This window comes from Pseudomonas sp. R62, assembly GCF_000257605.1.
In the GTDB taxonomy this organism is placed as follows: domain Bacteria; phylum Pseudomonadota; class Gammaproteobacteria; order Pseudomonadales; family Pseudomonadaceae; genus Aquipseudomonas; species Aquipseudomonas atacamensis.
This window is the reverse complement of record NZ_JH635998.1, coordinates 2,018,807-2,033,071: the sequence shown is the minus strand read 5'-3', so window position 1 is coordinate 2,033,071 and position 14,265 is coordinate 2,018,807. Positions and strand designations below refer to the sequence as shown.

Sequence of the window (14,265 nt, the reverse complement as noted above, 5' to 3'; positions counted from 1 at the left end):
AGATCAACCTGTTGAACCAGCAGAGCGTGGCCAACCTCAACGAAACGTTGAAGGATTGTGATGCGTTGTCGCAGCAGGCGAACCGGTTGAAGCAGTTGGTCGACAGTTTCAAGATCTGATTCACAGATCGCAGACCGCGTTATCGTTCTTCGCGAGCAGGCGCGCTCCCACAGGGAAATGCATTCCAAATGTGGGAGCGAGCCTGCTCGCGAAAGCGGCGGTTCAATCACCGCCAAACCGATGCCTTAAACGAACAGCTTCAGCACATTGCCCATCGCATCATCGGCAAACCCCTGCACGAAATCCCTGAACCCCGGCAATGCTTCATCCCCACCCGCAGCCGGTTCGGCAATGATCGTCCAGGTCGCTCGCGACTTCCCTGCGCTCAGCGATTCCACTTGCATCGCCGCCCACAGATTCGCCACCCCCAACGTGTTGTAAATCGTCGTCCAGGTCATGCGCCGCGCCTGTTCATCGCGCGAGTTGAGTTGTTCGACCACGACGTTGCCGTCCTTGAAGATTTTCTTGCGCAGCGAGGACACGCCTTCGCCGGTCATTTCGGTGTGTGACAGCGCTGGAATGAATCGATCGAAGCCGGCGAAATTGCCGACCACTGCCCAGACTTTTGCCGCGTCCGCCGGCACTTCCACCGACGACACAACGTGGCAGCCTTGCGGGTTTTTGATCAGGGTGTCGGGTTGCAGATTGATCATGGTGTTGCTCCTTGTGGATGAGTCAGATGAAGTTGATTTCTTTCAGGTAGTCGCAGCCGCGACGCAGCAGCGCCGGGGATTTCTGTGGGTAGTGCGCGCCCATCTGCTGCACGCCGGCCTCGGCGTTGGCGTGGCCGATCAGGGAGATGTCGCCGATGTCTTCTTCGAAACCATTGAGGTAGAAACCGAGCACGCCAAACAGCGCGTTGTCGGCGTCGACCCGGTTCAGTTGCTGCTGCCAGTCAGCGACGCTGACCAGCGCAAACTCGCTGCCGGTTTCGCGGAACGAAGCGACGTAGGCATCCCAGCTCAGCGGCTCGGGGTTGTGCAGGTTGAACACCGCACGATCCGCTGAATAACGGCTGGCATGGAAGGCGATGAAGCGGGCGAGAAAGTCCACCGGCATCAGGTCGAAATTCAGCGCAAAGGCCGGCACCTGACCGAGCTGGATCGAGCCCTTGAGCATCAGCATCAAACGGTTCTTGTGCGGCTGACAAACACCGCTGAGGCTGTTGAAGCTGATGTTGCCAGGGCGATAAAGATTGACCCGCACACCACGTTCGCGCGCCCGTTCGAGGATGCGTTCGCCGACCCACTTCGACAGGTTGTAGCCGTTGCGAATGTAGATCGGCGGCGTCGCGGCGGCGGGTAGTTCCAGCACTCGACCGGCGTCATCCACGGTGCTGGATGCCGACAGGGTCGAGACGAAGTTGAAGACCTTTTTGCGCTGCCCTTCGCACAGCTTCAGCAGGGCAAATATCGGCTCGACGTTGTCCGCCGCCAGGGACTCGTAATCGAGTACGTGGTTGACGTTGGCGGCGTTGTGCACCAGCGCGCCAAACTCGCGATCCAGGCGCTGATAGTTCTCATCGCCCAGGCCCAGTTGCGGACGGCTGATATCAGCTGCGTAAACCCGCACACGGCTCAGGTCGAGGTGCTCCAGACGGTTTTCGCGCAGTGCCTGAGCGAAACGTTGCGCCGCCGTTTGCCCGGCGCCGTCGCGGACCAGACAGGCCACTTCGCTGGCGCCCCAACCGAGCAGCGCTTCGACGATGTGCACGCCGACAAAACTGTTGGCACCGGTGACGATGACCTTGTGCACATCGCCCATGCGGCTGATCGGCAGCGGTTCGATATCCAGCGCGCGCTCGGCGTCGGCCATGGCCTGAGCGCTGAGCACGGCGCTGTCATCGCTGCCGCGCACCAGCGTCGCCAGTTTGCTGATCGTGGGCAGTTCGATGAAGCGATTGATCGAAATGCTTCGGCCGAATTCCTCACGCAAGCGCAGCAACATCCGCGACAGCAGAATCGAATGACCGCCGAGATTGAAGAAGCTTTCGTCAGTGGAAATGTCGCTGGTCGGCAGTTCCAGCAATTCTGCCCAGATCTCCAACAGCAGCGCTTCGTCAGCATTGGCCGGCAGGCATTTCGCGGCGCTGTCCTGCACCGTCACCGGCAATGCCAACAGCGCCTTGCGATCGACTTTGCCGTTACTGGCGAACGGCATCTGCGCCAGTTCGGTCCACGCTCCCGGTTGCATGTAGTCCGGCAGAAACTGCCGGGCGTGAGCCTTCAATGCGTCGCGGGCAGTCTCGGTCTGTGGCTGGGCGATAAACGCCAGAATGCGCCGCTGACTGTCGATGACCACGGCAATCTGCCGATACAAGCGGCTCTCGCGCAGGCAGCGCTCGATCTCTTCCGGCTCTACGCGAAAGCCACGGATTTTCACCTGATTGTCGCGCCGCCCGCACAGCTCGATACCGTGCTCGCCCCACTTGGCCATGTCGCCGCTGCGGTAGGCGCGCAGGGTTTCGCCGCCGGGCAGTGACAGGCTCAGATAACGCTCGGCGGTCTGCTGCGGATTGTTCAGGTAACCGAGGCAGACACCGGGGCCGACGATGAACAGCTCACCGACGGTTTGATCAGGCACCGGTTGCAGATCGTCGTCGAGAATCAGCACCCGACTGTTGGCGATCGGCCCTCCCAGCGTGCGGTTGCTGTCGCCCGGTTTGAGCTGGCGCGCGGTGATCAGCACGGTGGCTTCGGTCGGGCCATACAGGTTGTGCAGGGTGCCTTGGCGGGTCAGTTGCTCGATGACGTACGGCTCGCAGACATCACCGCCGGTCATCAGCTGCACGCCCTCCAGTTGTTCCAGCGGCAGGATGCTCAACAGCGCCGGTGGCAGGAAGGCGTGGGTCAGTTGCCGCCGGCGAATCAGCGCAATCAGTTGCAAAGGATCGCGGCGCTGGGTGTCGTCCGGCACGATCAGTTCTGCCCCTGCGAGCAGGCTGGGGAAGATGTCGATCAGTGACGAATCGAAGCTCAGCGAAGAGAACTGCAACACCCGGCTTCCGGCGCGCAGCTGCACGTAGTCGGCGTACCACGCGGTGAAGTGGGCGAGATTGGCCTGGCTGAGCAGCACGCCTTTCGGATGCCCAGTGGTACCCGAGGTATAAAGCGCCATGCACGGCGCTTCGAGCTCGGGCCAGCGCTGCATCAGCGGTCGATCACGAGCGGCGTCCATTGCCCCGATGTCACTGACATCGAGCCCCGCTATCGATTCGCTGAGCGCCTGCTGTCCATCGTGAAGCAACAGCACCGCGCCGGCGTTTTCCAGGATGTATTGCTGGCGCGGCAAAGGATGGCTCGGCTCCAGCGGCAAGTACACCGCGCCGCTGCCGAGAATCGCCAGAATCGAGGCGAACAGTGCCGGGCTTTTGCCTTGGCAGACAGCGACCACCCACGGCTGCGGATGTTGCTCGAGCAAGGGCAGCAGGCGCTGTTGAATCGCGCGGCTGTGGGCGTGCAGTTGCTCGTAGCTGATGGTCTTCCCGCCAACATGCAGCGCCGGTCGTTCGGCATATTCGATCAGGCTTTGTCGCAGGCGCTCGATCAGCGGGATCTGCGCTTGTTGCAGCAGCGCCGGGTTTGCCGTGTCATTGAGACAGTGGACGTACGCCAGTTTGTCGAGAAACAGTAGATCTTCCAGCCGTTCGAAATCCGGCGCTTTGAGGGCCGGGGCATGCCTCAAATAATCGGCATCGCGGGAAAAGCGGCTGACCAGCAACGCCACCTCATCGACCACATGGGCGAGCGCTCGTTGGCTGAGAGACTGACCGTTGCCGGACGGCTCATCGCCGATCGGTACGCGGCGGATCAGCGACGAGCCGAGGAAGCACAGCAAGTCGAGGGTCGGCAGGCCGCCATGGTCTTGCGCGGCGATACCCAGGCGCAGGTGCAGATGCGGGATCGCGCAGAAGTCGCCGGCAGCGATAAAGCCATCGTCGATGATCAGGTCCACCGCCGTTTGAGCCACGCCGCTGCGGGTCACAGCATGGCCATGCTGTTCGAGCTCCCGAGCCAGATCGGTCATGGCCTGGCTGGCGCCGGTGAGCAAAATGTCGAGACGTTTCATGTCGGCCTCCTCACACCAGATAGTCGCGCAGGGCGTGCTGCACGCACGGTGTGGCGAGCAGCGAGCTGTTGTGGAAAAACCTGACGATGTTGCGCACCAGCGGGTGGTGGCGATTGATCGGGAAGGCGAATCCCGCGATCTCCTCACGCAATGAATGTCGGGTGGTTTCGCTGACCGTCAGCGCGTCGATCAGGCGCAAATCGAAGGACTTCTGGATGTCGTTGGTCAGGTAATGGCCGATGAACACCGGCAGAATCTGCGCGATGGTTTCGCGGTCCGTGTCGCTGGCGGTGTGCCAATAGATGCGCACCATCCGCGCCCAGAAACTCGAGTGGCGACCTTCGTCGAGCAAGTGGTCGGCCATCAGGCCCTTGATCGACGGCTTGACCGAATCGTCGCGGGCGAACGCGGCGACATCGCCGGTCACGGTGTTTTCGGCGATCGCCACGCAGATCAATTCCACCGCGCTGCGCAGGTGTTCCGGAGCCAGCGCAACGGCGGCGGGAATCGCCCGGCTGAGTTCGATTTCATCGGGCAACGGAATCGGTTCGATACCGGTCAGTGCCACCGTTTGCTGCATGAAATCCATGGCCACCAGCGCGTGGTAATCCTCATCGACCACCACGGTCATCGCGTCGTAACGACAGGCGAACGGGAACGCCACGGCGAAGCGATTCTTGGCAATGCTGCGGGCGGTCTTGTCGACGATTTCCGTCTCGAAAATCACTACGTCATTGATGAATTTGTACAACGTCTGCACCAGGGCGAAATCACGTTGTTGCGGGCATTCACGCAGGAAGGTTTCGCTGAGCACCAGCGGCTGACGACTGAGCGGGTAGATCAGGCGCTGGTCGTCTTCGAGCAACCGCCGGGGACGGGTGCGGATGGTCGCGCGGCTTTCCCAGGCCTCGGCGAAGGATTGATAGTCGGCAGCGTTCATTGGGCCACCTCGGCAACTTCCACGCCCATGCTCAGGCGCAGCCCGTCCCACAAGGCGATGCGGCTTTCCACGGCGGCGATGGCGCTGGCGTAAACCTCGGCTGCGCGCTGCGGATCGCCATCGACCAGACGCTCCAGCAGCTGTTCGGCGGCGGGGCCATGGTCTTCGGAGTCGACCTCGATATGCCGTTGCAGGTAGTAGCGAAAGGTCGGTGCCTGTTCGATGCCGATGCCCCAGTCATCGAGGATGCGCTGGAACATCGTTGGAATGACGCTCTCGCGACCATGCAGGAACGCGGCAGCGACACTGTGTCTCGGCGCCTCCAGGGCAATGCGCAAGGTATCGCGGACAAACTGCGCGGCCGCCGGGTCGACGTCGACGCTCTGCAACGCGACGTCATAACTCACGCCTTCCTGCTGCAGGGCGACAAAGCGCTCTACCGCCGTGGTGCTCGCGCCGACTTCGCGCATCGCATCCAGGTACAACTCGAAGTGGCTGTAGTGGCCGGCATCGAGGCGATCGTCCGATTCCTCGCCCAGCACGATCTCGTTGATCAACCGCGCCGCGTGGGGATCGCGCGGCGGCAACCAGGGTAAACGCGTGCAGGTCAGTTCCTGTTGCAGGCGCTTGGTCAGCGACATGAAGTCCCATACGGCAAATACATGGGTTTCCATGAAACGACGTAATACCGATAACGAAGTAATCTCGGAAAAGATCGGATGAATACTCAGTTCGGCTTTCTTCAGAGCGAGTTGCTGCTTAGTGGGCATCATGATGTCCTTTATCATTGATTGGAGTGCACGGTTCTTTTCAGTTGCTATAAGCGGTCGCGCAAGTTGGATAGCAAGTTAGTCGGGCAAATATTGATTGCGCTGTGGCGCCGTTGCGGCGCCACGGGTGCTGCGGTTGTTACGTAAGGTATGCCGCGCTGAACGGCGACGTTCGAACCTGGCGAGAGAAAAACTAATACAAGGCAAATGCATTTAACAAGTTTATTTTCAATTATTTTAAGTTGGCTTTTTTTGAATATGAGAGTTACCGATAAAACTTTCAGATCAAGTTTTATTTGGGCGTAGTTACTCCTTTCGGCTAATAACGGCCAAAATCGATAACAAGAGTGAATGCCTCACTCGAAGCAACTTTTAAACAAGGGAAGTTTATGAATTCAAAGGGGGCGAAAGTTGGCCGGGACCGGCGCCATGACTTCCTGTTTCCCGTGACAAGGCTCCTTCCGTAGGTTCCTGTTGCGGGGACTGTGCCGTCAGGGCGGCGCGTCCCCGTTCTGTAGGGGTGGCGCTGGAAGAGTGCGGGTAAATTGCCGTCAGGGCTATTACCGATTGGTCATCGGCGGGCAGCAGAAATGCGTCGGCAGGGCCGGGGCGGGCACCAGCGGGCACGCCGATCCGCTGCCAGAGCCGGCAGCAGAGCGGTCGCGAAGATTTGTAAGGGGATTATTCGACGTACGAGATATCAGCGTGCGGTGTGACGCTTCTGTGCGGCGGGAGTCGCCAGGTAGCGGGTGATGACCTCAACGCCCCGGTTGAGGTGCTGCTCCAGCATTGCGAGCGAGCGCGGTATGTCCCGCTCGATCACGGCCTGAAGCATGGCGCGGTGGTCATCCTGGGACAGCTTGCCCAGGCCCATCGCTTCCAGATTGAACCGCAGAAAACGTTCTTCTTCGTTCAGGCCGTCCTCCACCAGGCGCAGCAGTCGCTGGTTGGGCGCCTTGCTGTACAGGGCCATGTGAAAGAGACGGTTGAGGCGGCCGATTTCGTTGTAGTCGTGCTGCGCTTCCAGTTCATCGATGTAGCCAGCGGCGAGTTGATGCTCGGCCTCAGTCAGCAGCGGAATGGACTGCCGCAATGCCTCGGATTCGAGCAGAATGCGCAACTCGTAGGTTTCAGCAGCATCGCCCTGGATCAGCGGGGCGACCACGGCGCCTTTGTGCGTGGTGACGCTGAGCAGCTCCTGCGCTTCGAGCTGGCGCAAAGCTTCGCGCACCGGCATGCGGCTGACCCCGAACAGATCGGCCAGATCCTGCTGGCGCAGCGCAGTGCCACAGGGCAGGCGGCCATCGAGAATGGCCGAGCGCAGAGTTTCTTCAATCACCGACCGGGCCAGATGCGCAGGAATCGGTCCCTCGACTTTAATGCTGTGCAGCGGTTTGGGCTTCTGAGTCACGACAACACACCCTGTAGGTCGCAATATTTGGATCCAAATGACACTAGTGATTGCTCTACAGGTTGTCAAACCTTGTAAAACAAAGCGCTGCAATCTTAAGTCTAGCGCGTCTTCGATGATCTCACGGTGCCATTGTTTTTTGCCGGGCTAAGCTTCACCATCAAACGCTTCCTTTCTGTCCTTCTGGAAACCTGCAGTGGCGGTACGTTTCGCGATCCCTCGGACCTTGCGCTGGCTTGGCTGCGCATTGCTGCTGGCCGGCGTCATGCTGGGCGGTCTGCACGCCGATTGGGAATTTTCCGCGATCAGCCGCAAGGCCACGGCTCTCTATGGGCCACTGGGTGCCGGGCAGCAGCGCATCGATGCCTGGCAGAATCTGCTGGCCACGCAGAAGCAGGTCAGTGAGATGGACAAGCTCAAGGTGGTCAACCTGTTTTTCAACAAGCAGGTGCGTTACGTCGAAGACATCGATCTGTGGCGCGAAGTGGATTATTGGGAAACCCCGATCGAAGCGCTGTGGAAGGGCGCCGGCGACTGCGAAGACTACGCCATCGCAAAGTATTTCAGCCTGCGCCATCTCGGCGTTTCCAGTGACAAGCTGCGCATCACCTACGTCAAGGCGCTGCGGCAGAACCGCGCGCACATGGTGTTGACGTACTATGCGACCCCCGATGCCATGCCGCTGGTGCTCGACAGCCTGATCGATCCGATCCAGCCGGCGTCGCAGCGGACCGATTTGCTGCCGGTCTACTCTTTCAATGCCGAAGGTCTGTATCTGCCAGGCGCCAAGGGCAATAAAAAGGTCGGCGACACCAAACGCCTGTCGCGCTGGCAGGATGTGCTGAAAAAAATGCAGGCCGAAGGTTTTCCGGTCGAGACGACTAACTAGGAGCACGCGCTCAGATGTCTTTGTTCAAACAGCTGTTGATCGCTATCTGTCTGTTCCTGGTCGTGGCCTTCACCGGCAGCTTCATGGTCAGCCTGGAGAGTTCGCGCACCCAGTACGTCAATCAGTTGCGCTCCCACGCACAGGACGCGGCGACGGCGCTGGCGTTGTCGCTGACGCCGAATATCGACGACCCGGCGATGGTCGAGCTGCTGGTCAGTTCGATTTTCGACAGCGGTTATTACGCGAGCATCCGCGTGGTCGACGTGAAGACCGAGCAGACCATTGTCGAGCGCAGCGGTGCCCCGGCGGTGAGCAATGTGCCGGACTGGTTCGTCAAACTGATCGGCCTCGAGCCGGCCGGTGGCGATGCGCTGGTCAGCCGTGGCTGGGAGCAGGCGGCGCGGGTCGAGGTGGTCAGCCATCCGATGTTCGCCGTGGCCAAGCTATGGCAGAGCGCACTGGGCAGCCTTGGCTGGTTGCTGATCTGCGGCGCATTGAGTGCGGTGCTCGGCGCGCTGTTGCTGCGTCGGCAGTTGAAGCCGCTCGATTACATGGTCCAGCAGTCCCATGCGATTGCCCGCCGCGAGTTTCTCAGCCTGCCGGATCTGCCGCGCACGCCTGAATTGCGTCGCGTGGTGCAGGCAATGAATCAGATGGTCGAGAAGCTCAAGACGCTGTTCCAGGAGCAGGCCGAGCGCAGTGAAAAACTGCGTACCGAGTCCTATCAGGACAACCTCACCGGCCTGGCCAACCGCCGCTATTTCGAGATGCAATTGAACAACCGCGTGAGCAACCCGGAGCAGGCCAGTTCCGGTTATCTGCTGCTGTTGCGGGTCAAGGATTTGGCCGGGCTCAACCAGCGTCTTGGCGGCCAGCGTACCGACCAGTTGCTCAAGGCCGTCGGTGAGCAACTGACCCGCGAGTGCGCCAGATATCCACAAACCCAGGACTTGGTCACGCGTATTCGCGGCGGTGAATTCGCCGTGCTGGCGCCGGGGCTGGTGCGCGAGGAAGCGCTGCAGCTGGCGCAGAATCTCGACAATGCCTTGAGCAGCCTGCATGCCACCGGCGCGACCGATGTGCCGGCGGTGGCTTCGATCGGGCTGGCGCCCTTCGCTCACGGCGACTCCCCGCAAGCGGTGCTGACACTGGGCGATCAGGCACTCGCGCAGGCCGAAGGGCAGGGCGAGCAGAATTGGGCGTGCATCGATCAGAGTCTGGTGGCGGAGGTCGGTGATGACCATCACGCTTGGCATCGACTGCTGGATCAGGCCTTGAGTCAGCAGCGTTTCGAGCTGTACTTCCAGCCGGTGGTCGCTGCGCAGGACACGCAACTGGTGCTGCATTACAAGGTGCTGTCACGCCTGCTCGACGAGCAGGGCCAGACCATTCCCGCCGGACGCTTCCTGCCGTGGCTGGAGCGCTTCGGCTGGACCGCGCGGCTTGACCGGCTGATGCTCGAACGCGTGCTGGAACAGATGAAAGGGCACGAGGATTCGCTGGCGCTGAACCTGTCCTCGGCAACGCTGGCCGACCCGCAGGCGCTGAACAAAGTCTTCGAGATTCTGCGCGTGCATTCCAATCTCGGCGCACGCCTGACTCTGGAGATCGGCGAGGAGCAACTGCCTGAACAAGCGGTGCTGGAGCAGTTGACCCGACGCCTGCGCGAGCTCGGTTTCTCGCTGAGCCTGCAGCGCTTCGGCGGGCGCTTCAGCATGATCGGCAACCTGGCGCGGTTGGGTCTGGCGTATTTGAAGATCGATGGCAGCTACATTCGGGCGATCGATCAGGAGAGCGACAAGCGTCTGTTCATTGAAGCGATCCAGCGCGCGGCGCACAGCATCGATCTGCCGCTGATTGCCGAACGGGTCGAGACTGAAGGGGAGCTGTCAGTGATTCGCGAGATGGGCTTGTATGGCGTGCAGGGGCAGTTGCTCGGTGAGCCGAAGCCCTGGAAGTAACTTGTCTTCAGTGATGCCGCCTTCGCGAGCAGGCTCGCTCCCACATTTAGAATGCATTCCAGTGTGGGAGCGAGCCTGCTCGCGAAAGGGCCAGTCCAATTGGTGAAGATCCAGGATCAGATCAACCCGCCCTCATCCTCATCGATCAACTGGCTCAACCCGCCCAGCGCTTCACGCGCCTGGGTGCGGTCCATCAGTTTGGCCTGGGCCGCCGCCGGCAGGTCAGTGACGCGGATCACGCCTTTCTGGGTCAGCACCTGAATCAGGTCGTCGAGTACCCGAATCATTTCAAAGTCGCTCTGCTTGAGCTGTTTGAGGCTGTTTTCCACGGCTTCGTTGGCGTACCACGCCTGAATTTCATGGTTATCGGCGGGCAGCGTTTCCGTGGCCTCGGCGTACGCCGCAGCTTCCACGCGAATCAACTGGCCCTGCGCATCGCGTTGCACGTAAAACATTGAGCATCCCTCACAAATGAACAGCGTCATGCTGTCAGCAGCATAGCCAACTGCGCGCCAGTATGCGGGGCGACGATCAAATCGTCACCGCTGCATTGCCCGCAAACGCGACGGCCGCCCCACAGGAGGCGGCCGTCGTTGTTTCAGCCTCAGCTGTTGTTGTGATCGACCTTGATGGTCGGGTCGCTGCCGGCAATCAGGTTGTGCAGGTTGGCGCTCGCCCAGTTGTTGCCTTCCAGTTTGATCGTCACGTCCGGCGTGGCCGCAGCGGCATCGCCCGAGTTGAATTTGCCCGCCGAGCTGACTTGCAGCGACGACGTGCCATCCACCGTGGTGATCTTCAGGAAGTTGTCGATCGTGCTGCCGGTCTCGCCCTGCAACAGGTCGCGCAGGTCGATGCGGTCGCCTTCGCTGGCTTTGAAATCCTTGATCACGTCGTTACCGGTGTCGCCCGATTTCCAGACGAAGGTGTCGCCACCGGAACCGCCGATGAGGATGTCGTTGCCCTGACCGCCGATCAGCGTGTCGTTGCCGGTGCCGCCGAGCAGGATGTCATTGCCTTTGCCGCCGTCGAGCAGGTCGGTGCCGCCCGAGCCGAACAGGATGTCATTGCCTGCGCCACCCAGCAGCGTGTCGTTGCCATCGTGCGCGCCGGATACATCAAACGCCTGATAGTGCTCGGTGATGTACTGGTGCACATTGCTGGTGGTGACTTTGCTGACATCAACGCCGGTTTCCTTGGCGACGAACGCCTGCATCGCCTGGTAACCCTCGCCGGCAATGCCGTTGAAGCTGACCAGATCGCCGAACAGGATGTCGTTGCCTTCGCCACCGTTGACGGTGTCGTTACCCGGCATCGTCGCTTCGGTATGGCCGATGATCGAGTTGGCCAGATCCTTCGGATCGATGTTGGTTTGCGGCGTTTTGTCCGAGTCGTACGGCTTGAGATCGTTGAGGCTGACGTCGTTGTTCAGACCAATGGCTTCGACGCTCGACAACCCGCTCAACAAGGCAAAGCCGCTGGTCGAGTTGCTGGTCGTCGACGAGTTGGTGCTGTTGCCGGTACCCGCGAGGTTCGACAATTCATAAGTGCCGTCGCCCTGCGCGTGAATCGTGCCCAGGGTTTCGCTGCTCCAGCCCCACCACGAGTTGTAGGTTTGCAGCACAACGCTGCCGGCACTGTTGATGGTCAGGTAGTGCGAGTTGTCGATGTAGGTGCTGAACGTGTCGCCCTGCTTGTAGTTGCTGGTGTTCACCACGCTGTCGAGTTTCACGTTGCCATACAGCGTCGGGTTGGTCTGCTCGCCGGTCTGGTAGTAAGTCGGCTGGCCGTCGGTGATGAAGTACGTGAGGTTCTTCGCCCCGGTGTTGGCGACCGCATCGGCACTCTGGAACCAGTTGGCCGTGGTCTTGAACACGTCTTCGTAGTTGGTACCGCCGCCAGAGCCCATCGAGTTCAGCACTGCTTTGAGCAAGGTCAGCGCATTCGGGTCGTTGAGATTCACCGACACCGACTTGTTGACCTGGGTATCGAAGTCCACCAGGAAGATGTTCACCGTACCCGAGTTGCTGCCACCCAGGCTTTGCTTGAGGCTGTTGAACACCGAGGTCAGCGAGTCTTTTGCGGCGTTCAGCGACGAGGTGCTCATGCTGCCCGAGCTGTCGACCATGAACGCGATGTTGTAGTTGGTGCCCGGCACCACGGTCAGCCCGCCGATGTCGGCGACGATGATGTCGTTGGCGTCGGTGCCGGTGACGTTGTCATCACCCGAGGTGGCGGTGACCGCGTTGTACACCGCCGGCACCACTGTGACCGGAATGGTCGCGGTGCTGCTTGCCGAGCCGCCGACCTGTTCGGTGGACGTCGAAGTCACGGTCAGGTTGAACTGGCCGTTGTAGTAGGTTGGCGGGGTCACGGTCAGAGAGCCGAGGTTCCAGCCGGTGACGTTGGCTTCGCCATTGCTCGCGGTAACGGTGAAGGTATGACCCGCGCCATCGCTGAGCACCGAACCGACCGGTGCGCCGCTGATCTTCACGCTCAGGGTTTCCGAGCCGTCGGTGTCGGTCAGCGCAGTGCTGATCGCCGACAGTTTCACCGTGGTGCCTTCGGCGCCGGTGTTGAGCTTGTAGCCGTCGTAATAACCTTCGCCGTTGGTGCCGTGCAGATCGGAGACGGTCACGCCCGAGTTGATCAGATCCTGCACACCGGTGTAGATCGGCACGCCGGCGTTGCTGAGGTCAATCGGCGTGCTGCCGTTGACCGACAGGTTGACGTCGTAGCTGCCCGGGCCGCTCTGGTTGTGGTGGTAGATATCGAGAGTGTAGTAACCGCTGGTGGTCGGGGTGAACGAACCGTTGATCGCACCGCCCGCGCCCCAAGTTCCGGAAGCCACACTCTTGCCGCCGATGGTAATCAGCAGGCTGTCATCGGCCACGCCGCTGAAGCTGTAGGTCTTGCCGGCTTCCAGGTAGATCAGGCCCGAGGTCTTCGACGCCGTACCGGCGGCGACACTGCCGTCAGACTGCACGTTGGTGACGTTGGCGCTGGAGTTCGGTTTGCCGGCGGCGTCGATGACGTTTTTCAGGGTGGTCGAATTCGCCCCGCTGCCGTCAGTGCCCAGGCCCGACAGACCGGTCCAGACTTCCTTGATCAGGCCGGTGGATTTAACGCTGTTATCGGCCACGGCCACGGTCGGCGCATCCGCCACTGGCGTGATGTCGATCTTCACTGTGCCGGTGCTGCCCAGCGCTTGGCCATCGGTAGGCTGGAACTTGATCTGCGCGTAGTCCGCCTGATTGTTGCCCAGACTGGTGCCGCCGTAACCGTTGCTGCCCGACTCGTTGGCATCCGGCAGGAAGCGCAGCTTGCCGGCGTCGATGTCGGCCTTGCTGAAGGTCTGGTTGTTGGCAACATCCTTCCAGGTCGAGCCGTCCAGATACTGCAGTTTGCCCTCGCCCGGCAGCTGCGTGATCTTGATACCGAGGCTGCTCGCCGGACTATCGACATCGCTGACGCCGAAGGTCGACCAGCCGAGTACCAGCGGCGTGTCTTCGGTGCCGGTGACATTGCTCGGCGCGGCGACCGGTGCATCGTTGACTGCCACCACGTTGACCGTGGTGGTCGCAGTGTTCGAGTAGTTGCCGCCATCGGTCACCGTCACGGTGATGATGCGCGGCACGGTGCTCGGGTTTTCGCTGCTGTTGGTGAAGCTGATGTTCTTGATGGCCTGCATGTAGTCGGCCAGGGTCGCGTTACCCGAGAGGGTCAGGGTCACCGTGCCGTTGGTGCTGTTGGCATTGATGGTGATGCCGTTGACGCTGTTGCCCAGATTCAGCGCATCGCCGTCCTGACGGTTGGTCAGCACCACGGTGGCACCGGTCAGCATCGTGCTGTCCGGGTCGGTGATGCTGAGGTCGGTGTCAGCGATCGACACGCCGGCGCCCGGGGTGTTCTCGGTGAACGTCACCTTGTAATCGGCACCGATCGCACCGCTGGAGTTGTTGGCGTCCAGATCGAGCACCGGTGGTGCATCGTTGTCGATGATCGAGGTGCTGACGCTGCCATTGGTGCTGCTGACCGCGAGGTTCTCGAAGTTGCCGCCGGTAGCCGAATCGATCTTGACCACGAAGTTCTCGGTGCCTTCGGTGATCTTGTCATCGAGGGTGGCGACGTTGAACTGCGCGCTGCTGGCGCCCGCCGGGATCTTCACG

At 61.0% G+C, this 14,265-nt stretch carries 10 protein-coding genes; 3 read left to right on the top strand and 7 right to left on the bottom strand.

Annotation, left to right across the window (positions count from 1 at the left end; translation table 11 throughout):
• The coding region (locus OQK_RS31990) for a hypothetical protein (protein ID WP_443216333.1) at nt 1-119 on the top strand (119 nt) is incomplete at its 5' end.
• A 126-nt stretch (nt 120-245) separates the two neighbouring features.
• On the opposite strand, the gene OQK_RS10160 is transcribed toward OQK_RS31990, so the two are convergent.
• The 5 genes from OQK_RS10160 to OQK_RS10140 all read right to left on the bottom strand — a co-directional run bounded on the left by OQK_RS10160 (nt 246) and on the right by OQK_RS10140 (nt 7,249).
• Entirely contained in the window at nt 246-713 is a 468-nt protein-coding gene (locus tag OQK_RS10160; RefSeq protein WP_016772286.1) for an SRPBCC family protein, read from the bottom strand.
• 22 nt (nt 714-735) lie between these two features.
• Nucleotides 736-4,128, bottom strand: coding sequence for an amino acid adenylation domain-containing protein (locus tag OQK_RS10155; RefSeq protein ID WP_016772285.1), 3,393 nt, complete (start codon nt 4,126-4,128; stop codon nt 736-738).
• 10 nt (nt 4,129-4,138) lie between these two features.
• On the bottom strand, nt 4,139-5,068 hold the full coding sequence (locus OQK_RS10150) for a diiron oxygenase (RefSeq protein WP_016772284.1): 930 nt from the start codon (nt 5,066-5,068) through the stop codon (nt 4,139-4,141).
• Nucleotides 5,065-5,841, bottom strand: a complete 777-nt coding sequence (locus OQK_RS10145) for a DUF3050 domain-containing protein (protein WP_038860823.1) — start codon at nt 5,839-5,841, stop codon at nt 5,065-5,067. The genes OQK_RS10150 and OQK_RS10145 overlap by 4 nt, the downstream gene beginning before the upstream one ends.
• Before the next feature lie 697 nt (nt 5,842-6,538).
• The gene (locus OQK_RS10140) at nt 6,539-7,249 is read right to left on the bottom strand and encodes a GntR family transcriptional regulator (RefSeq protein ID WP_016772282.1); all 711 of its coding nucleotides are present in this window, start codon (nt 7,247-7,249) and stop codon (nt 6,539-6,541) included.
• Nucleotides 7,250-7,445: 196 nt separating this feature from the next.
• On the opposite strand from OQK_RS10140, the gene lapG reads away from it, so the two are divergent.
• Entirely contained in the window at nt 7,446-8,138 is a 693-nt protein-coding gene (gene lapG, locus OQK_RS10135) for a cysteine protease LapG (protein WP_016772281.1), read from the top strand.
• Between the two features lie 14 nt (nt 8,139-8,152).
• Nucleotides 8,153-10,099, top strand: a complete 1,947-nt coding sequence (lapD, locus tag OQK_RS10130; RefSeq protein WP_016772280.1) for a cyclic di-GMP receptor LapD — start codon at nt 8,153-8,155, stop codon at nt 10,097-10,099.
• Nucleotides 10,100-10,215: 116 nt separating this feature from the next.
• On the opposite strand, the gene OQK_RS10125 is transcribed toward lapD, so the two are convergent.
• Together OQK_RS10125 and OQK_RS10120 are read right to left on the bottom strand one after the other, a co-directional pair.
• On the bottom strand, nt 10,216-10,554 hold the full coding sequence (locus OQK_RS10125) for a hypothetical protein (protein ID WP_016772279.1): 339 nt from the start codon (nt 10,552-10,554) through the stop codon (nt 10,216-10,218).
• 149 nt (nt 10,555-10,703) lie between these two features.
• The coding region (locus tag OQK_RS10120) for a beta strand repeat-containing protein (protein ID WP_038860822.1) at nt 10,704-14,265 on the bottom strand (3,562 nt) is incomplete at its 5' end.